Source organism: Methylovirgula sp. 4M-Z18, from assembly GCF_037890675.1.
In the GTDB taxonomy this organism is placed as follows: domain Bacteria; phylum Pseudomonadota; class Alphaproteobacteria; order Rhizobiales; family Beijerinckiaceae; genus 4M-Z18.
In genome coordinates this window covers 3,911,294-3,929,830 of record NZ_CP149574.1, presented here as the reverse complement: position 1 = coordinate 3,929,830, position 18,537 = coordinate 3,911,294, and the positions used below count along the sequence as shown (strand labels likewise).

Below are 18,537 nucleotides of genomic sequence, written 5' to 3'. Positions count from 1 at the left end.
CGAGATCATGCGACAATTGTGGGTAGATGGTCACGAACCCATCTGACGATCTGCTCGGCAGACCTCACTCCGGATGTGCGTGCGACTTCCCGGCCACCGTAGAATAAAATCATTGTAGGTATGCCTCGAATGCCCAACTCCGCCGAGATGGCTTGCTCGCGATCAGAGTTGAGCTTGATGAGAACAATATCCGGCTCGAGTTCCTGTGCTGCTGCTTCGTAGGCTGGTGCCATCATCCTGCAGGGGCCACACCAAGGCGCCCAGACATCGACTAGAATGGGAACGGTGCTTCGTGTCAGGTGGCGTTTGAAGGTAGCGCCGCCGACGTTTGGCGGCGAGGCCGTGAATAACCTGCGGCCGCATTTGCCACATTTTGCCGCCGAAGCCGGGTGTTCCAATCCCAGGCGATTGACGCTACCGCATGTGCTGCAAACGACCAACTTGTCCACGATAAACCTACTCCTGCTTTATCAACGGTCAGGAAATAGCCGCGGCGAGACAATAGGATCGTCCGGTCTCTCCCAAGCGCTCGATCTTACAGGTTATGCCTCGAAAAGTGTTTGATCGTTGTCAATGGCAACGGGGCGGTTAGCGCGATCACCCTCACGCAGCGTGCGAAGCGCATTCAAGATGACGGCGACATCGATGAACTCCTGCAGTATCGCTCCACCAACCGGAGCAATCATGCCGAATGCTGCTGCGATCATCGCCACCCCGGAAAGTGTGAGTCCCACGACGATGCTCTGCCACGCGATTGACCGTGTCCGCTGCGCAATCAGAACGGCGTCTGCCAAGGGCTGAAGACGGTTTGACAAGAGAACGATGTCGGCCGCCTGGCTTGATGCCGTCGCGCCGCGCACACCCACTGCGACACCGACGGTTGCGGTTGCCAGCGCCGGTGCATCGTTGATTCCGTCGCCAACCATCATCGTTGGAGCGAGAAGTTGTTCTGCCTTCACGACCGCGACCTTGGTGGTGGGGGTAGCATTGGCAAAGAATGAGTCGATGCCTAGAGCCTTGGCAACGTGCGACGCGGCCGCGTCGTCATCGCCCGTGAGCATCAGACGTCGAGACAATCCCGCCGAGCGAAGGTCGTTCAGCGTGTCGAGCGCGTCCGGGCGCAATGTGTCGCCAAAGGTGAACAGCGCAGCCAGCTTACTGTCTAGTGCCACGAAGACCCTTAGCAATGCCTGTCCATCGTCGTGATCGACGCGTTCCTTTGCCCATTTGGGCAGCGGGTTGTTTGCAAGAACGAGCTTTTGCGAGCCAGCGAGTATGGCGATCCCGTCGACGATTCCTTCCAGCCCCGAGCCGCGGTGCTCCCTAACGTCATCAGGGCGGAAAAGCGTTAGTCCCATCCTACGGGCATGCACGACAATCGTTTCCGCTAGTACGTGATGCGATGCTTGTTCGAGCGAAGCTAACAGTCGTATCACTTCGTTTTGATCCACGTCTGGTGCGACGTCGGTATAGATGAGTTCTGTACCACCGTGCGTCAGCGTCCCCGTCTTGTCGAATATCACCGTTCGCACTTTGGCCAGTGCCTCCAACGCCGCGCTTCCTTTCATCAGCACACCGATTTGCGCCGAGCGCGAGATGCCGCCGATGAAAGCAACTGGGGCAGCAAGGATGAGAGGGCAGGGCGTGGCGACCACCAGCACCGCGAGGGCTCGGACTGGATCACCAGAAAAATACCAGGCAATGGCCGAGAAGATCAGTGTCGCCGGTAGCATTATGACGGCGAACCGGTCGGCCATGCGAATGAAGGGTGCTTTCGCCGTTTGGGCAGCCGCAACCATTCGAACGATGGCAGCATACGTGCTTTGGCTTGCGACCGCCGATGCGCGCATGCGGAACGCTTCGCCTGCGTTAGTCGTGCCACTGCGAAGTACGTCACCACGAACGCGTTTTTCCGGAAGCGGCTCGCCGGTTACCGCGGACTCGTCGATGCTGGCTAGAGCGTCGATAAGGATGCCGTCCACGGGCAATAGCTCGCCAGCTTGCACCAGCAATTCGTCGCCTACACAAATTTGGTCGGCGGGGATAGTTTCGGTCGCTCCGCCTGAAAGGCGGTGCGCATCGCGCGGCGATTTGTCGCTTAGCAAGGTCAAATCATGCTCGGCGCGGCCGCGCGCGAAATCCTCGAGAACGGTGCCCCCCGAATACATGATGGCCACGACCACCGCTGCGAGCGGCTGGCCGAGCGCAAGCGCAGCCGACATTGACACCAATGCGATCGCATCGACGCCGAGTCGGCCGATCCACAGGTCACGTAGAATAGATATCGCTAGGGCGATGACCGCCGGCAACGTGGCAATGGTCCACACGGGAGCGGGCCGTACGGCGTTCAGCCCAGTATAGGGAACGATCAGCCCCGTGGCGAGACCGACCGCTGCTACAATGAGGAGGAATCTTCGCAGCACGGTCTCGTTCATGTGACATCCTTAGATGGGGCTGGCGACGCTAAAGCTGCTGGATGACTTCGGTGAGAAGGTGCCGAACGCCGTCGGCGATTTTGGCAAGTTTTGGATCGCCAATCGCTGACATGGATGCGACGGGATCGATCGCGGTAACTTCTATTGGGCCAGGCCTTTCCTCTCTGACGACGACATTGCAAGGCGGCATCGTGTCGATCTTGTCTTCAACTTGGAGAGCGCGCCACGCCAGATGCGGATTGCATGCGCCGAGGATCATGTAGGGCGCGTAATCGACACCCACCTTAAGGGCCTCGGTAACACGGGCTGCCGCCTCGTCAAATGAGGTCTCAATGGCCTTGCTCATATGGTAACTCATCCGCGTTCACCTTCGCACCGACTTCACGCCGGCGCCAAATGCGCATAGCACATCCTGCTCAAGGATCGCGTTGATCCAACGCAAGGACTCGGAGGAGCCGCGACACAAGGGTCGAGGGTGAATTGTGAGTCAGCCATTAATAGCGCAGCGTGCTACCTTCCCGGTAGGGCCCTCGTGTCAGAAGCGCTCGCCCATCATCTCCTCGCTTTCAGGCCAAAGCGCTTTGGCATACGGTGGATGGAAAGCGCACGATCTGACACCCGGGCGCATTGGGCCGATTGTCGCGTCCGTTACGTCGGATGCGCGACAGTCCTCGCAAAAGCGACCTCCAATCTCGTCGGGCCTGGCTACGAAGGCAATCGTGGTGGCGAATCTCGGTTGGTCAGAAGGTCATGACCATGCGGCCATCGACCCGACCCCTGTCGAGGTTGTCGAAGATCGTGTTGATGTCTTCGAGCTTTGCCTTGTGGATATGGGCCTTGACTTTGCCCTCGGCAGCGAACTGCACCGCTTCGGCGAGGTCTTGGCGCGTGCCAACGATGGATCCGCGGATGGTGATACGCTTCAGCACGACGTCAAAGATAGGTGTCGGAAAATCGCCCGGCGGCAGCGCGCTGAGGGCGATGGTGCCCTTACGGCGTACCATGCCGAGCGCCTGTGTAAAAGCGGGCACGGACACCGCCGTTACGAGCACCCCATGCGCGCCCCCGTTGGTTTCCTTGATCACCTGCGCCGCCGCATCTTGGGACCTGGCGTTGATGGCGACTTCGGCGCCGAGCCGACGCGCAAGTTCCAGCTTTTCCTCAGTCACATCAAGGGCCACGACATGCAGCCCCATCGCCTTGGCGTATTGGATGGCGATATGGCCGAGGCCGCCAATGCCGGAGATGGCGAGCCACTCACCCGGTCGTGCCTCGGTTTCCTTAATACCTTTGTAAGTTGTGACCCCCGCACAGAGGATGGGCGCCAGCTCGGCGAAGTCCCCATCCTTGGGCAGACGAGCGACATAGTCGGCAGCGCCGATCGCATATTCGGCGAAGCTGCCGTTGACCGTATAACCGCTCATGTGTTGGTGCTCGCAGAGCGTCTCCCATCCCGTCCCGCAGAACTCACAGCGGCCGCAGGCGTCATGAAGCCAGGCCGTACCGACTGCGTCGCCCTCCTTCAGCGCGACGACGCCGGGGCCGACGGCTGCGACGATGCCCGCGCCTTCGTGCCCGGGTATGAACGGCACCGTCGGCTTTACCGGCCAATCACCTGCAGCCGCGTGAAGGTCCGTATGGCAGACGCCGGAGGCGACGATCTTTACGAGCACTTCGCCATACCCCGGTGTTGGGACTGGCACTTCTTCGATTCGAAGAGGCTTGCCGAATTCGTGAACCACCGCAGCTTTCATTGTCTTCGCCATGTCGAGAATTCCCTCGTTGCGTTCAGCGCGGCGCAGAGTAGGGTCCCGACAGGACATGACATTGATCGAGGTCAATGAATATAGAGCGGCCGCTCACAGAAAATTCAAACGACTAGCAAGCGCCCTCTGGGCGCCTTCCGCCTACACGGCGCCCACGGCCTTGCTATGCAAGCACACGAGCGGGCAAATCCATGGAAGAACGTATTTCCGGTCTCGATCTTACGCGACTGTCAATTCTAAATCTTAAGGAACGCTGCTCGCTTCGTCCAAACGGTGAACCGCCTCGTCATCGAGGATAACGTCAACGAAATGCGCGAGTTCATCCGCCTGCTCCAAGCTCGTCGCGCTGGCGATCGGAATACATTTCTTCGCCCTGAGCCAGGCAAGCGCAACCTGCGCGGATGTGGCGTTCACATCTTTGCCCACTTGCGCCAGCGCGTCGAGAATGCGCAATCCACGGTCGTTGATCATATCTTTGACGCGATACGCGCGGGCGCTCGTTCCAACGTCCGCTTGCGTTCGATATTTACCGGTCAGAAAACCCGCGGCGAGGCCATAATAGGGGATTACACCCAATCCCTCCTTGTCGGCCAATTCCGCCAATGGCCCTTCGAATTCGCTCCGCGAATAGAGATTGTACAAAGGCTGTATGGTTTCGTAACGCGGTAAGCCCTTCTCGCGCGCGAGTTCGAGCGCTGCGGCAAGCCGAGGCGCGGAATAGTTGGACGCGCCGATCGCACGCACTTTGCCCGCACCGATGAGCTCGCGATAAGTCTCCAGCGTCTCCTCGAGCGGCGTTGCGGGATCATCCTCATGGGATTGGTAAAGATCAATATAATCGGTCTTTAATCGCGCCAAAGAGGCATCTACCGCTCGCCGTATATGGGCACGGGAAAGCCCTTTGCCATCGGCCATCTCCATGCCCACTTTCGTCGCAATCACAACCTTCGCGCGGCGCCCGGCCCGCTGGGACAGCCACGTTCCGATGATTGTTTCCGACTCGCCGCCGGTGTGGCCGGGAATCCAGCGCGAATAGATGTCCGCCGTGTCGATGAGATTAAAGCCTCGGTCGACGAACTGATCCAGGAGTTGAAAGCTCGTGTTTTGGTCGGCTGTCCACCCAAATACATTGCCACCAAATGCCCAAGGGGCAACCTTGAGCCCAGATCGACCGAGTTCATATGTTTTCATGGGGAGACCAATCCAGCTACATGAGAGGGCAAGATCCACAGTATCTGCCGTCTTTGACGAAGATTTCAATGGTCGTAGGACCAAGCCTTGGTGAATCCCGGCGGGCCTTGGCAAGGCATCCTTTCTCGTCGGCGAAAGCAGATTCAATGCGAGACCATCGGTGTGTTCCGAGTTGAAGGAGACGCCATGCAACTGATAGTGTAACAACAGAATCCGGTCTGACGAAGTTTCACGCTGTTCGACGAAGGGGATCGCAATCGAGAGGAGCTCTCACTGCGTTGCTTCAGGGTTTACCGATGCTGACGAAAACCGACCTCTCGGTTGATCTGGTTGCGGTTCTCGCGGCCGTCACCGCTGGCGAACCGCGCGTCATGACGATTGGCGATGGTTCGGCGCTGCCGTCCGGCGATTTTGGCCAGGGCGACCGTTCGTTGCAATCTGGACTGCGAACCTGGGTCGAGCGGCAAACCGGCCATCCGCTGGGCTACATCGAGCAGCTTTATACGTTTGCCGATCGCGATCGGGACGGCGCGGGCCTCGGAAACCGGGTCATTTCGATCAGCTATCTGGGTCTCACCCGCGAGGCCGGCGCGGCCCGCGAGGTCGGTACGAGGGGGGATAGCGAGGCTGGATGGCGCAACTGGTACGAGTATTTTCCCTGGGAGGATCGCCGCGCCGGCCCTCCGCCCTTTTTTGAAAGCGCCTTGATGTCCCCGCTGCGCACCTGGGTCGGCGCGGCCGGCAATGCCGCTCAGCGACGCGGGCGCGAGGAGCGCGTCGCGGTCACCTTCGGCCTCGATGGCGCGCCCTGGAACGAGGAATTGATCCTGCAACGCTATGAGTTGATGTACGAGGCCGGCCTTGTTTCTGAGGCCATGCGTGCCGGCTCGGGCAAGGGCGCCGCAACGATTCCCGGCCGGGCGATGGCTGGCGATCACCGCCGCATTCTGGCGACCGCCATTGCGCGGCTGCGGGCCAAAATCAAATACCGGCCCGTGGTGTTCGAGCTGATGCCGCCGACGTTCACGCTGCTCGATCTGCAGCGCGCGGTGGAAGCGCTGGCGGGGCGCCTGGTGCACAAGCCGAATTTCCGCCGGCTGATCGAACAACAGGAACTCATCGAGGAGACCGGCCAGACCGCGGCGGAGAAGCTGGGGCGTCCGGCTAAGCTCTATCGGTTCCGCCGTGAGGTGCTGGCCGAGCGCGCCGTCGCCGGCACGAAACCACCACTCACCCGCGCCTGAGTTGACAAATTCCAGCGAGGGTTCATATTATCGATATATACTCATCTTGAGTATATTTGTATACTAATTATACTCAACTGGAGTATAAAAAATGAACGAATCCGCTGCCGCCCTTTACGATCGCGTCCGTACCGTGATCCCGCCCGCCGAATGGCCGGTGTTCGAAACGGATATCGAGGCCATTCTGGCGTTGAAGCGCACGCGCAACGCGGTCATCCTCGCGCACAATTATCAGACCCCGGAAATCTTTCACTGCGTCGCCGACATTGTCGGCGACAGCCTTGCACTGGCCCGCGAGGCGACCAGGGTCGAGGCGCAGACGATCGTCCTCGCCGGTGTGCGGTTCATGGCCGAGACCGCCAAATTGCTCAATCCGCAAAAGACGGTGCTCATTCCCGATCTCGCGGCCGGCTGTTCGCTCGCCGATTCCATCACGCCCGCCGATGTCCGCCTGCTGCGCCAGCGCTATCCCGGCGTTCCGGTCATCGCCTACGTCAATACCTCGGCGGATGTGAAGGCCGAAGTCGACATCTGCTGCACGTCGGGCAATGCGCGCAAGGTCGTGGAATCGTTCGGCGCATCGCGCGTGATCATGCTGCCGGACGAATATCTCGCTAAGAACGTCGCCGCCGAGACGAATGTCGAGATCATCGCCTGGAAAGGCCATTGCGAGGTGCACGAGCGCTTCACGCCCGCCGATATCGCCGAATTGCGCGAGGCCTATCCCGACGTCGTGGTGCTGGCCCATCCGGAATGCCCGCCGGAGGTTGTCGCGGCGGCGGATTTTTCCGGTTCCACGGCGGCCATGTCCGATTATGTCGGAGCGCAACGGGCTGGCCGGATCGTCCTGCTGACCGAATGTTCGATGAGCGACAACATTGCCGCCCAGCGGCCGGACCTCGATTTTGTCCGGCCGTGCAATCTGTGCCCGCATATGAAACGGATCACGTTGCGCAACATCCGCCGCGCGCTGGAGAGGAACGAGCACGTGGTGGAGGTCGATCCGGCGGTGGCCGATCAAGCGCGCCGCGCCGTCGAGAGGATGCTAGCCCTATGACCCGCGATCTTTTGAAGCTGGCCGGTCAGCCGGTGATCATTGGCGCCGGCATCGCAGGCCTGATGACCGCTCTGCGGCTGGCGCCTCAGCCGGTGATCTTGCTGTCGAAGGGACGGCTCGGCGCGGAGTCTTCGAGTGTTTGGGCCCAGGGCGGCCTGGCGGCGAGCATGGGGACGGATGACAGCCCGTCGCTGCATCTCGACGACACGCTGGCCGCCGGCGATGGTCTTTGCGACCGTGAGGCGGCCGCGCGGATTACCGCGGCGGCGCCGGCGGCCATCGAAGCCCTATGCCGTCTCGGCGTTCGTTTCGATCGCATGCCGGATGGCGCGCTGGCGCTGGGGCTGGAGGCGGCGCACGGCCGCCGGCGGATCGTCCATGCGGCTGGCGACGGCACGGGACGGGAGATCGTGCGCGCGCTCGCGGCCGCGGCGCGCGCCACGCCGTCGATCACTGTGCTTGAAGGGTTCGAGGCGAGGCGCTTGCTCGTGGAGGATGGCGTGCTGCGCGGCGTGCTGGTCGCCGGTCCGCGCGGCGGCGCAACGCTTCCGACCAACCGCGTTGTCATCGCGACCGGCGGCATCGGCGGCCTGTTCACGCAGACCACCAATCCCGATGGCAGCTTCGGTCAGGGATTGGCGCTGGCCGCCCGCGCCGGGGCGCAGCTGGCGGACCTCGAGTTCATTCAGTTCCACCCGACCGCACTGGCCGGGCCGCATCGTCCGGCGCCGCTCATCAGCGAGGCGGTGCGTGGGGAAGGGGCGTTGCTGGTCGATGAGACCGGCGACCGGTTCCTCGCCGGCGAGCCTGGGGCCGAACTCGCCTCCCGCGATATTGTCGCGCGCGGCGTGTGGCGGCGCCTCAGCGCGGGGCACGCGACCTTTTTGGATGCGCGCGTCAAGCCCGGTGCGCATTTCGCCGAGCACTTCCCGGTCATCACCGCGGCCTGCCGGGCGGCCGGGATCGATCCGGCCACCCAATTGATCCCGATCCAGCCGGCGGTTCACTACCACATGGGCGGCATCGCCGTGGACGCATCAGGACGCAGTAGCGTGCCGGGACTGTGGGCTTGCGGCGAGGCGGCCGCAACAGGGCTCCACGGCGCCAATCGGCTCGCCAGCAATTCGCTGCTGGAAGCCGTCGTATGTGCGGGATGGGTCGCGCAGAGCGTGGCCGGCGCAGATGCGGGGCGGTCGGTGCGGCCACGTGAGATCGGGCTCCCTTGCGCGTCCGATCCGTCCAGCCTTCGCGCCATTCTCTCGCGCGGGCTCGGTGTTCTGCGGGACGGACGCGGCTTGGAGGAGATGATCCGCATGCTGCTCCCGATTGCGCACAGCCGCGGGCCGGCCGCTGATCCGGCGCTCACCGGCCTGATAATGGCCGTTGCCGCCTGGCGCCGGCAGGAAAGCCGCGGCGCCCATTGGCGGACCGATTTTCCCATGCGTGACGCCATTCCCAGACGGTCCGTGCTGTGCCTTGACGAGGCATTGTCAACCGCACGCGACCTTTCTCCGATTGACCAGCCCCTCATCGCCTGAACGAGCGAGACCATGCCATTTTATCCCCTGCCCACCATTATGATCGAGCCCGTCGTGCGAAACGCCCTGCTCGAAGACCTCGGCCGTGCCGGCGATCTGACCACCGACGCATTGGCACCCGCCGATCTTGTCTTCAGTGCCGCACTGATAGCGCGCCAGCCCGGCGTCCTGGCGGGCATTGACGTCGCGGCGCTGGCCTGGCGGCTCCTCGAGGAGCGGATGGAGATCAGCCGCCAATGCGATGACGGCGCCCGCCTGGAGCCGGGGCAGACGATTGCGCTCATTCATGGCCCGGCGCGCGCGCTTCTCTCGGGTGAGCGGACGGCGCTGAACTTTCTGTGCCGGCTGAGCGGCATCGCCTCAGCGACCGCGTCCATTGTCGCGGCGGTTGCGGGACACAAAGCGCGCATCGTCTGCACCCGCAAGACGACACCCGGTTTGCGGGCGCTGGAAAAATATGCGGTGCGGGCAGGGGGCGGCAGCAATCATCGGTTCGGTCTCGATGATGCCGTGCTGATCAAGGACAATCACATCGCGATGGTGGGCGGCGTTCGCACCGCGATCGAGCGGGTGCGGGCCGGCGTTGGCCATCTCGTCAAGATCGAGGTGGAGGTCGACACTCTGGAACAATTGGAGGAGGCGTTGAGTGTTGGTGCCGATGCCGTGCTGCTCGACAACATGTCGTTGGACCAATTGCGCCAAGCCGTCCGCATGGTTGCCGGCCGCGCGATCACCGAAGCTTCAGGCCGGGTGACGCCAGAGACAGCTCCTGAAATCGCGGCCTCGGGGGTCGATCTGATGTCAATCGGATGGATCACCCACAGCGCGCCGACGCTGGACATCGGATTGGATTGTTGGGGCGGCGCGGTCTGAGTTCCCCACGTTTTGGGACTATGCTCTCCTAAGGCATCTTGCGGGCGAGCGTGTAGACGCGGTCGTTCAGGCCGAACAGCACTGTGTTGGCGTCGACCATGTGGTAGTCGAGTTCGTTGCCGCAGCCGGTCTCGAGCGTCTTGATCGTCTCACCTTTGAAGCCGAGCGCAGCCGCCTGCTTGGCCGGGTCGGCGCTGAGGGTACCCTGGAACAGCATGTCCGGCGTATAGTCCTTGATCTCGTATTTGAGCTTGGCGCAGCGCACGGGCCTGGGGCCGTCGATGCGGGTCTTGAGGAAGCTCACGGTCTTGCCCATGAGGAGCTTGAGCTCGTCGTCGGGTTTCGGCGGGGCGGAGGCCCAAGGGGCAGTGTCGGCCTTGCTGATGGTCCACGTACCGGCGAAAGCCTCCTGCGCCTGCGCCCCGGGCGAGCCTGCAAGGCTTAAGATGAAAGTGCCGGCGAGTAGCGGTGTGACAATCTTAGTCGACAGAAATTTCGTCATGGATCGGTCTCTCGAATTTCGTGTTCTTGTCGCCCTTGTTGATGCTGCTATCGATTGAGCGCGCTCAGCTCGCTGGCATCCTGGTGATAGCGATGATATCACGTGGTGGATCACTGACCAGAAGCGAGCGGGGGGACCTATGCTCGGGAAAGTGCCATCCGTCCTTGCCTTCCTGGGTGCGATTTCCCTGAGCGCAACGGCGATCGCGGCCGAGACGTGCCCGGTCGGCGACACGGATATCGAGAAAGCCGGCTCCTATATGCAAGCGGTGGCGGCGGTCATAAGCGACGCGCCGGATTGCGATCGGGCGGCAAGGCTGCTCCATGCGTGCCAGCTCGGCTCGAGCGGGGACAATGCGCTCTCCACCACGGTACAAGAGAAATGTGAGCCGATCTTCATGGGTAAGGCGAGCGCCGCCACGAAGCGGGCCTATCAAATGGCGCTGGATCGCTGCGACAAGATCGCGATGAGAAACGCGGGAACGATGTATCAGTCCTTCGCAGCCGTCTGTCGTGCCGATGCGGCGCGTGATTTCGCCCGCAAGGAGATCGTCGCCAAGCGCAGATGAACGGGCTTGGCCTCTGGCTGCTTACGGACAACATAGAAATTTCCGCAAATTGGTAGAATACCTATCGACCGGCACTTACTATAGCGAAAATTGAAATGGTAATCTGCGCGATGCCATTGTGTCGTTTGAAGCACATGCCCGCTCTCCCTCCTCGTCACGCGCGGCGTCTCTCGACGGCAACAGCCGAATTAGCTAGTTTCGGCGGATACGATCGGAATTCCCTTGTGCGAACGGAATAGCAACAAGCATGACGCTAGCGGTGGTGACGGGTGCTTACGGATTTATCGGCTCGGCGGTGACCCGGCGGCTCGTGCAAGAAGGTTTCAACGTGCGTACCCTTGCGCGAGCCTCGACGGCACGGCGCAATCTCGCGGAGATCGATTGCGAGACGATCCTCGGCGATCTGCGCGACCCCGAGGCGGTCACCCGACTCATGCGTGGGGCCGAAATCCTCTTTCACGTCGCCGCCGACTATCGCCTCTGGGCACCGAATCCGAACGAGATTCGGCAAAATAATTTGACGACCACCCAGAACGTCATGAACGCAGCCCTGGCCGCAGGCGTCGAACGGGTTGTCTACACATCCAGCGTTGCCGCGCTCAAACCGCCGGATACACCCATCCCCAGCGATGAAACGGCCTCCATTCGGGAAGCCGACGCCGTTGGGGCGTACAAACAAAGCAAAGTCGCCGCGCAGGACCTGGTTGAACGGATGGTGCGCGAACAGGGCCTTCAGGCTGTCATCGTCAATCCTACGGCGCCGCTCGGCCCCGGCGATATTCGTCCAACGCCGACCGGCCGCGTGGTGGTCGAAGCGGCATCCGGGCGCATGCCCGCTTTTGTCGACACCGGGCTCAATCTCGTCCATGTCGATGACGTCGCGGCGGGACACCTGGCCGCGTTCCGGCAAGGCCGGATTGGCGAACGCTATATTTTGGGTGGGGAGAATATTTCGCTCGCGCAGATGCTTGCCGATATTGCGTCGCTGGTCGGTAGGCGGGCGCCCCGTTTGAGCTTGTCGCCGGGTATGGTGATGCCTGTCGCCTTTGCCGCCGAGGCGATCGCCCGCATCACCGGCCGCGAGCCATTTGTCAGTCTCGACGCATTACGCATGTCGCGCTACAAAATGTACTATTCATCGACCAAAGCCGAAAACGAACTTGGCTATCACGCGCGTCCTTATCATGAAGCCCTGGTCGAAGCGGTCGCATGGTTTCGATCCGTGGGATATCTGCGATGATGATGCTGGCGCTTCTCAGTGCTGCCATCTGGGCCTATCTGATTCTGGCGCGTGGCGGCTTTTGGCGCGCCGCAGAGCGTGATGAGCCCGATGTTGCCGCTTCTCCCAGCGCGTGGCCAGCCGTCGTGGCTGTTGTTCCGGCGCGAAATGAAGCCGATGTCATCGGCCGTGCGGTCACGTCATTGCTGGTGCAGGATTACGCCGGCCCTTTCCGTGTCGTGATCGTTGACGACGACAGCGCCGATGCAACGGCGCAGGAAGCAACGGCTGCCGCTGCGCAACTCTCGAAGAGCGATCGCCTCACGATCTTGCGCGGTTCTCCTTTGCCGAACGGTTGGACCGGCAAATTATGGGCCCTTCATCAGGGACTCATCGCCGCGGATGAAACGGCACCGACCTATTATTGGCTGAGTGATGCCGACATCACGTACAAGCCCGACACGTTGCGCATGATGGTGGCGCGCGCGGCACAAGGCGATCTCGCTGCCGTATCGCTGATGGCACGGCTCCGTTGCGTGAGCTTCGCCGAAAAAATGCTTATCCCCGCCTTCATCTTTTTCTTCCAGATGCTCTACCCTTTCCGTTGGGTCAATCAGGCCGGTTCGCGCACCGCTGCGGCAGCCGGCGGATGCGTTCTTGTGAACCGGAAAGTTTTGACGGAGCTTGGTGGGATCGCGGCGATCCGTGGCGCCCTGATTGATGACTGCACGCTTGCCGCGCTGCTCAAGGGCCAGGGCCGGAAGATCTGGCTCGGCCTCACGCACCGCGCCGACAGTATTCGAATCTACGATCATTTCGACGACATCCGGCGCATGGTGGCGCGCTCGGCCTATGCGCAGCTTCGCTATTCGTCTGCCATATTGTTGGCGACATTGATCGGCATGGCTCTTGTTTATGTGGTGCCACCTGCCATTGCCTTGTTTGGTTCTGCGCCGGCCAATTATATTGCGCTCGCAACATGGGCCGGCATGGCGCTTGTTTTCATACCAACGCTCCAATATTATAATGTTTCATGGCTTTGGGGCCCTTTTCTGCCCGTCATCGCCGTCTGCTACATGGCCTTTACGCTCGATTCCGCACTTCAATATGCGGCGGGTCGAGGCGGCCAATGGAAAGGGCGCGTGCAGGCGTCGAGGGACATGTGATGGATAGTGCTGGATCTGCAAGCTCGGGCAAAGGTGCGAGAGACGAGAATTTTCCCGTCGCATCCTGGCTCATCGCCAAGCGGCATCGCCCCGCCATCATGGCTTTTTACAATTTTGTGCGAACGGCCGATGATGTCGCGGATCATGCGACCCTTCCGGCCTCGGAGAAATTGCGCTTGCTCGATCAGCTCGAGGCGAGCCTTCTCGGTCACAATGATAAAGAGCCAACGGCGATTGCGCTCCGATCCATCCTTGCCGAGCGCAATCTGACGCCCGCGCATGCGTGCGATTTGATCGCCGCCTTTAAGATCGATGCCAGCAAATCGCGCTATGAGGATTGGGATGCGCTGATTGGTTATTGCCGGCTGTCCGCCATGCCTGTCGGCCGTTATGTCCTCGACGTGCACGGCGAGAGTCAAAATCTTTGGCCGGCCAACGACGCACTTTGCGCTGCGCTGCAAATCATCAATCACCTGCAGGATTGCAGCAAGGATTATCGGGCGCTCGATCGGGTCTATCTGCCGCTCGACGACCTGCGCGCCGCCGGAGCGCAGGTGTCCGATCTTGGATTGGAGCGCGCATCGCCTGCTCTGCGGCATTGTTTGTCAAGCTTGGCGGCCCGCACGGAAGAGCTGCTGGGCGACGCCGCGTCCTTCTCGCGAAACATTCGCAGCACTCGGCTTTCGCTCGAGGTTGCGATCATTCATCGGCTCGCCACGCGGCTCGTCGAGCTGCTCAAATATCGCGATCCGCTGAGCGAGCGCGTGCATCTTGATAAATCGCAAACATTCATGATTACCGCCTCCACCTTGATATCGCGTGCGCGGTTTGGCGCACGCAAAGACGCATCGAATGTCCGGTTGCTGACATGACCGCGATGGAGACGCAGATTCAACATTCGACCCGCGCCAAAGGCAGCTCGTTTTATGCCGCGATGCGCATCCTGCCACGGCCGCAGCGCGAAGCGATGTATGCCGTCTACGATATCTGCCGCGAGATCGATGATGTCGCGGATGAAGGCGGCACGTCGGCACAGCGATTGGCCGAGCTCGAAAACTGGAGTCGCGACCTCGATACTTTGTATGCTGGTGGTCCGCCGGGCCGCTTTGCCGAAGTCGCGGGCGTCGTCGAGCAGTATCGTCTGGATCGAAACGACTGGGCCGCGCTCCTCGAAGGCATGACGATGGATGCGAAGGGCAATAGTATTGCACCCAGCTTCGCGACGCTTGATCACTATTGCGATTGTGTCGCGAGCGCGGTGGGTAGGCTCTCCAATCGGATTTTTGGGATCGGCGACGACGACAGCATGCCTTTGGCGCATCATCTCGGCCGCGCTCTGCAGCTCACCAATATTCTGCGCGATCTCGACGAAGACGCGGGGCTAGGCCGTCTCTACCTACCCGAAGAAGCCCTGCGCGAGGCACACATTGAAAGCCGGCATCCGAGCGAGGTGCTACGCCATCCGGCACTCGATGCAGCGTGCCGGCCGGTCACCGCGCGGGCGCACGAGCATTTTCGTCAAGCCGCTGCAGTATGGGAGCGAATCCCGCGTTCCAAAACGCGCGCGCCGCGCCTGATGGGAGCAGTCTATCGATTGCTCCTCGATCGCCTCGAGGCGCGGGGATTTCAAGGGCCGCGCGAACGCGTTCGCCTCGATCGGCTGACCTTGATCGGCCTGCTCGTGCGTCACGGTTTTTTTTGATGCGCAACGGGACGGTTCATGTCGTCGGCGCAGGTCTTGCAGGGCTGTCCGCAGCAACCGCTCTTGCGGAGCAGGGAAGGCGCGTGAGCTTGTATGAATCCGCGACCTTTCCGGGCGGACGTTGCCGATCCTATTTTGACCAAGGATTGAGTGCGACGATTGATAACGGCAATCACCTCATTCTCTCCGGCAATCAGGCAGCCATGGCCTATGTCGATCGAATCGGCGCGCGCGACCACTTGGTTGGACCGGACCGGGCCGCATTCGATTTCGTCGATCTGAAGAGCGGCGAGCGCTGGCGGATCGAACCCAATGAAGGTCTGGTGCCGTGGTGGATTTTTGACAAGGCCCGCCGCGTTCCAGGGACGGGCTGGTCCGACTATTTGGAACTCTTACGCGTGCAGTTTGGGCGGCGCGCGGTCGCTGTCCGCGATGTTCTGACCTGTCACGGCACGATCTATGAGCGCTTATGGCAGCCCTTGTTGCAGGCGGCCTTGAACACGGAGCCGCCCGCGGCAAGTGCGCAATTGGCGCGCGCCGTGGTCGCGCAAACCTTGCTGCGCGGCGGCGCGGCCTGTCGCCCGCTCGCGGCGCAAGCCGGATTGTCGACGGCGCTCATCGATCCGGCGATTGCGTTTCTTGAGCGGCATGGCGCATCCATTCAGTTCGCGAGCCGGCTCCAGTCGATGGCCTATGAGGGCGATCGCGCCGTCGGCCTCATCTTCGCGAAACAAACCGTTCCGGTCGAGCCGCATGATTCCGTCGTCCTTGCGGTGCCGGCACTGGTCGCGGCACAAATTTTTCCCGACCTCAAAGTACCGCAAGAACATCGTGCCATCGTCAATGGCCACTTCAAGATTGCGCCGCCCAGGACGATGCCCGCCATATTGGGCGTGATCGGCGGGCAGGCCGAGTGGATCTTCGCCTATCCGGATCGTATTTCGACGACCACCAGCAGCGCCGATCATTTGCTTGATCAACCGCGCGAGGAGCTTGCGCGGCGGCTCTGGGCCGATATCCAGGTTGCGGCCGGGTTCTCGGCGGATATGCCGCCATGGCAAATCGTGAAAGAAAAGCGTGCAACGTTTGCCGCGCTGCCACAGGAAGAGGCGCGCCGCCCGCCTGCGCACACCAGGTGGTCCAATGTCCTCTTGGCGGGCGACTATACCGCCACGGGCTTGCCGGCGACCATAGAGGGTGCCATTAGATCGGGCGTGACCGCCGCCGGCTTGGTGGCGGGATCTTCTGCGCGGCGGTCGTTCTCGTCGCGCAGATCGAAAGAGGCGAGCGGAACATGATGCCCTCAAGCGGCGAAACGGATGAGCTGGCGCAGCCTCTTGTGTCCGAGCTCGAGCTTGCGGTCGATCGCGGTCGCGAGGCCTTGAAGGCGTGTCAGGATGCGGATGGCCATTGGCTGTTCGAGCTTGAGGCCGACGCGACAATTCCGGCGGAATACATCTTGTTGCGCCATTATCGCGCCGAACCCGACGATCTGGAGTTGGAGCGGAAGATTGCGGTCTATCTGCGCCGCATTCAGGGCGCGCACGGCGGATGGCCGTTGTTCGAAGGTGGGGCGCTCGACATCAGTGCCAGCGTCAAGGCCTATTTTGCGCTCAAGATGATCGGCGATACGCCGGACATGCCCCATATGCAGCGCGCCCGCGCTGCGATCCTGGTGCATGGCGGCGCTGCGCGAAGCAATGTCTTTACCCGCATTCTATTGGCGCTCTACCAGGCCGTGCCCTGGCGCGCCGTTCCGGTGATGCCGGTCGAAATCATGCTTTTGCCGCGCTGGTTTCCCTTTCACTTAAGCAAGATCTCCTATTGGGCGCGTACCGTCATCGTGCCTTTGCTGATTCTGCAGGCGCTGAAGCCCATTGCCAAGAATCCGCGCGGCGTCGGCATTGAGGAGCTCTTTGTCGTGCCGCCCGATCGCGTGCGGCATTGGCCCAAGGGGCCGCATCAAAAGGCCCCTTACGCGCAGATTTTCGCTGGCATCGACCGGGCGTTGCGTCTTGTCGAGCCGTTGTTCCCGCGCCGCCCGCGCGAACGCGCCCTGGCCAAAGCCGAGGCATTCATTCTCGAACGGCTGAATGGCGAAGATGGTCTCGGCGCGATCTATCCCGCCATGGCCAATGCGGTCATGGCCTTCGACGTTCTGGGATATAAGGCCGACGATCCTGCGCTTGGGATCGCCCGGCATGCGATCGACAAGCTCTTGATCGTGACGGAAAACGAGGCCTATTGCCAGCCTTGCGTGTCACCCGTCTGGGACACGGCGCTTGCCTGTCACGCCTTGCTCGAAGCAGACGGAGGCGAGGGGGCGGCGCTGGCGCATCAAGGCCTCGCCTGGTTGAAGCCGCGACAGATTCTCGATGTGAAAGGCGATTGGGCGGTGCAGCGGCCCGCGCTCAGGCCTGGCGGTTGGGCGTTTCAATTCGCCAACGACCATTACCCTGATCTCGACGATACGGCGGTCGTGGTGATGGCGATGGACCGCGCGCAGAACGCGTCCAATCATCGCGATTTTGCCGATGCCATCGCGCGCGGGCGCGAATGGGTCGAGGGATTGCAGAGCCGCAACGGCGGCTGGAGTGCCTTCGATGCCGACAATGATTACGAATATCTCAATCACATTCCGTTCTCGGACCATGGCGCTCTGCTCGATCCGCCGACGGCGGACGTGACCGGACGTTGCCTGTCAATGTTGGGCCAGCTTGGCGAGACGGAGGCGTCGAGCCAATCGGTCCGGCAAGCGCTCGCCTATTTGTGGCTGGATCAGCGCAAGGATGGCTCATGGTATGGGCGCTGGGGCGTCAATTACGTCTACGGCACATGGTCGGTGCTCTGCGGGCTGAATGCGGTCGGGCTCGATGCGCAGACGCCGCAAATCCGCAAAGCGGTCGATTGGCTTATCGCGATTCAGAATCCCGATGGCGGCTGGGGCGAAGATTGTAGCAGCTATCGCCTCGATTACGCCGGCTATCAGCCGGCGGCGAGCAGCGCCTCGCAAACCGCTTGGGCGGTGCTTGGACTTATGGCTGCAGGGGAGGGGCAGCACACGGCCGTAGCGCGCGGTGTGCAGTGGCTTCTCGACCGTCAGACCGACAATGGCTTCTGGAAGGAGGATCATTATACGGGGACGGGATTTCCGCGCGTTTTCTATCTGCGTTATCATGGATACGCGAAGTTCTTTCCGCTTTGGGCCGTCGCGCGGTATCGAAATCTGCAGAAAGGTAACAGCGCGCGGGTGCTGCATGGCATGTAAGCTGAAGC

General features: G+C 61.7%; 17 protein-coding genes. 11 read left to right on the top strand and 6 right to left on the bottom strand.

The window, feature by feature from the left end; translation table 11 throughout:
• Positions 1 to 5: 5 nt before the first annotated feature.
• The 5 genes from trxA to V9T28_RS18065 form a co-directional block, all read right to left on the bottom strand.
• Positions 6 to 452: a thioredoxin gene (gene trxA, locus V9T28_RS18085; protein WP_116402130.1), complete on the bottom strand. Its 447-nt coding sequence runs from the start codon at positions 450 to 452 to the stop codon at positions 6 to 8.
• A gap of 90 nt (positions 453 to 542) precedes the next feature.
• The gene (locus V9T28_RS18080; protein ID WP_116402129.1) at positions 543 to 2,435 is read right to left on the bottom strand and encodes a heavy metal translocating P-type ATPase; all 1,893 of its coding nucleotides are present in this window, start codon (positions 2,433 to 2,435) and stop codon (positions 543 to 545) included.
• A gap of 28 nt (positions 2,436 to 2,463) precedes the next feature.
• Positions 2,464 to 2,781, bottom strand: coding sequence for a DUF302 domain-containing protein (locus tag V9T28_RS18075; RefSeq protein ID WP_445242133.1), 318 nt, complete (start codon positions 2,779 to 2,781; stop codon positions 2,464 to 2,466).
• A gap of 394 nt (positions 2,782 to 3,175) precedes the next feature.
• Positions 3,176 to 4,201 carry an alcohol dehydrogenase AdhP gene (adhP, locus tag V9T28_RS18070; RefSeq protein WP_199500242.1) on the bottom strand — a complete coding sequence of 342 codons (1,026 nt, stop codon included), beginning with the start codon at positions 4,199 to 4,201 and terminating at the stop codon, positions 3,176 to 3,178.
• 243 nt (positions 4,202 to 4,444) lie between these two features.
• On the bottom strand, positions 4,445 to 5,392 hold the full coding sequence (locus tag V9T28_RS18065) for an aldo/keto reductase (protein ID WP_116402127.1): 948 nt from the start codon (positions 5,390 to 5,392) through the stop codon (positions 4,445 to 4,447).
• Between the two features lie 296 nt (positions 5,393 to 5,688).
• Between V9T28_RS18065 and V9T28_RS18060 the strand changes: the two genes are divergently transcribed.
• From V9T28_RS18060 to nadC, 4 genes are all read left to right on the top strand, one after another.
• Positions 5,689 to 6,636 carry an NUDIX hydrolase gene (locus V9T28_RS18060; RefSeq protein ID WP_116402126.1) on the top strand — a complete coding sequence of 316 codons (948 nt, stop codon included), beginning with the start codon at positions 5,689 to 5,691 and terminating at the stop codon, positions 6,634 to 6,636.
• A gap of 91 nt (positions 6,637 to 6,727) precedes the next feature.
• Complete coding sequence (nadA, locus tag V9T28_RS18055; RefSeq protein WP_116402125.1) at positions 6,728 to 7,693, top strand: quinolinate synthase NadA; 966 nt, start codon at positions 6,728 to 6,730, stop codon at positions 7,691 to 7,693.
• Positions 7,690 to 9,231, top strand: coding sequence for an L-aspartate oxidase (locus tag V9T28_RS18050; protein WP_116402124.1), 1,542 nt, complete (start codon positions 7,690 to 7,692; stop codon positions 9,229 to 9,231). The genes nadA and V9T28_RS18050 overlap by 4 nt, the downstream gene beginning before the upstream one ends.
• Before the next feature lie 12 nt (positions 9,232 to 9,243).
• Entirely contained in the window at positions 9,244 to 10,104 is an 861-nt protein-coding gene (gene nadC / locus V9T28_RS18045) for a carboxylating nicotinate-nucleotide diphosphorylase (RefSeq protein WP_116402123.1), read from the top strand.
• Positions 10,105 to 10,132: 28 nt separating this feature from the next.
• Here the strand turns inward: nadC and V9T28_RS18040 are convergent, their stop codons facing one another.
• Positions 10,133 to 10,606: a hypothetical protein gene (locus V9T28_RS18040; RefSeq protein ID WP_116402122.1), complete on the bottom strand. Its 474-nt coding sequence runs from the start codon at positions 10,604 to 10,606 to the stop codon at positions 10,133 to 10,135.
• A gap of 139 nt (positions 10,607 to 10,745) precedes the next feature.
• Between V9T28_RS18040 and V9T28_RS18035 the strand changes: the two genes are divergently transcribed.
• The 7 genes from V9T28_RS18035 (at position 10,746) to shc (ending at position 18,529) form a co-directional block, all read left to right on the top strand.
• Positions 10,746 to 11,174, top strand: a complete 429-nt coding sequence (locus V9T28_RS18035) for a hypothetical protein (protein WP_116402121.1) — start codon at positions 10,746 to 10,748, stop codon at positions 11,172 to 11,174.
• A gap of 247 nt (positions 11,175 to 11,421) precedes the next feature.
• Positions 11,422 to 12,414, top strand: a complete 993-nt coding sequence (hpnA, locus tag V9T28_RS18030; RefSeq protein WP_116402120.1) for a hopanoid-associated sugar epimerase — start codon at positions 11,422 to 11,424, stop codon at positions 12,412 to 12,414.
• Positions 12,384 to 13,559 (top strand): glycosyltransferase, encoded by a 1,176-nt coding sequence (locus tag V9T28_RS18025; protein ID WP_245424198.1) that lies wholly within the window; start codon positions 12,384 to 12,386, stop codon positions 13,557 to 13,559. The genes hpnA and V9T28_RS18025 overlap by 31 nt, the downstream gene beginning before the upstream one ends.
• Positions 13,559 to 14,431, top strand: coding sequence for a squalene synthase HpnC (gene hpnC / locus V9T28_RS18020; RefSeq protein ID WP_116402119.1), 873 nt, complete (start codon positions 13,559 to 13,561; stop codon positions 14,429 to 14,431). The genes V9T28_RS18025 and hpnC overlap by 1 nt, the downstream gene beginning before the upstream one ends.
• Positions 14,428 to 15,261: a presqualene diphosphate synthase HpnD gene (gene hpnD / locus V9T28_RS18015; RefSeq protein WP_116402118.1), complete on the top strand. Its 834-nt coding sequence runs from the start codon at positions 14,428 to 14,430 to the stop codon at positions 15,259 to 15,261. Before hpnC ends, hpnD begins: the two co-directional genes overlap by 4 nt.
• Positions 15,261 to 16,559, top strand: a complete 1,299-nt coding sequence (gene hpnE, locus V9T28_RS18010) for a hydroxysqualene dehydroxylase HpnE (RefSeq protein ID WP_116402117.1) — start codon at positions 15,261 to 15,263, stop codon at positions 16,557 to 16,559. Before hpnD ends, hpnE begins: the two co-directional genes overlap by 1 nt.
• Positions 16,556 to 18,529 (top strand): squalene--hopene cyclase, encoded by a 1,974-nt coding sequence (shc, locus tag V9T28_RS18005; protein ID WP_116402116.1) that lies wholly within the window; start codon positions 16,556 to 16,558, stop codon positions 18,527 to 18,529. Before hpnE ends, shc begins: the two co-directional genes overlap by 4 nt.
• The last annotated feature ends 8 nt before the right edge of the window (positions 18,530 to 18,537 follow it).

Excerpts from the sequence above, each read along its gene's own strand:
- V9T28_RS18065 (WP_116402127.1), bottom strand. The coding sequence starts at position 5,392 with ATGAAAACATATGAACTCGGTCGATCTGGGCTCAAGGTTGCCCCTTGG.
- V9T28_RS18060 (WP_116402126.1), top strand. The coding sequence starts at position 5,689 with ATGCTGACGAAAACCGACCTCTCGGTTGATCTGGTTGCGGTTCTCGCG.
- hpnA (WP_116402120.1), top strand. The coding sequence starts at position 11,422 with ATGACGCTAGCGGTGGTGACGGGTGCTTACGGATTTATCGGCTCGGCG.
- shc (WP_116402116.1), top strand. The coding sequence starts at position 16,556 with ATGATGCCCTCAAGCGGCGAAACGGATGAGCTGGCGCAGCCTCTTGTG.
- V9T28_RS18025 (WP_245424198.1), top strand. The coding sequence starts at position 12,384 with ATGGTTTCGATCCGTGGGATATCTGCGATGATGATGCTGGCGCTTCTC.
- hpnE (WP_116402117.1), top strand. The coding sequence starts at position 15,261 with ATGCGCAACGGGACGGTTCATGTCGTCGGCGCAGGTCTTGCAGGGCTG.
- nadA (WP_116402125.1), top strand. The coding sequence starts at position 6,728 with ATGAACGAATCCGCTGCCGCCCTTTACGATCGCGTCCGTACCGTGATC.
- V9T28_RS18040 (WP_116402122.1), bottom strand. The coding sequence starts at position 10,606 with ATGACGAAATTTCTGTCGACTAAGATTGTCACACCGCTACTCGCCGGC.
- V9T28_RS18075 (WP_445242133.1), bottom strand. The coding sequence starts at position 2,781 with ATGAGCAAGGCCATTGAGACCTCATTTGACGAGGCGGCAGCCCGTGTT.
- adhP (WP_199500242.1), bottom strand. The coding sequence starts at position 4,201 with ATGGCGAAGACAATGAAAGCTGCGGTGGTTCACGAATTCGGCAAGCCT.
- hpnD (WP_116402118.1), top strand. The coding sequence starts at position 14,428 with ATGACCGCGATGGAGACGCAGATTCAACATTCGACCCGCGCCAAAGGC.
- hpnC (WP_116402119.1), top strand. The coding sequence starts at position 13,559 with ATGGATAGTGCTGGATCTGCAAGCTCGGGCAAAGGTGCGAGAGACGAG.
- V9T28_RS18035 (WP_116402121.1), top strand. The coding sequence starts at position 10,746 with ATGCTCGGGAAAGTGCCATCCGTCCTTGCCTTCCTGGGTGCGATTTCC.
- nadC (WP_116402123.1), top strand. The coding sequence starts at position 9,244 with ATGCCATTTTATCCCCTGCCCACCATTATGATCGAGCCCGTCGTGCGA.
- V9T28_RS18050 (WP_116402124.1), top strand. The coding sequence starts at position 7,690 with ATGACCCGCGATCTTTTGAAGCTGGCCGGTCAGCCGGTGATCATTGGC.
- V9T28_RS18080 (WP_116402129.1), bottom strand. The coding sequence starts at position 2,435 with ATGAACGAGACCGTGCTGCGAAGATTCCTCCTCATTGTAGCAGCGGTC.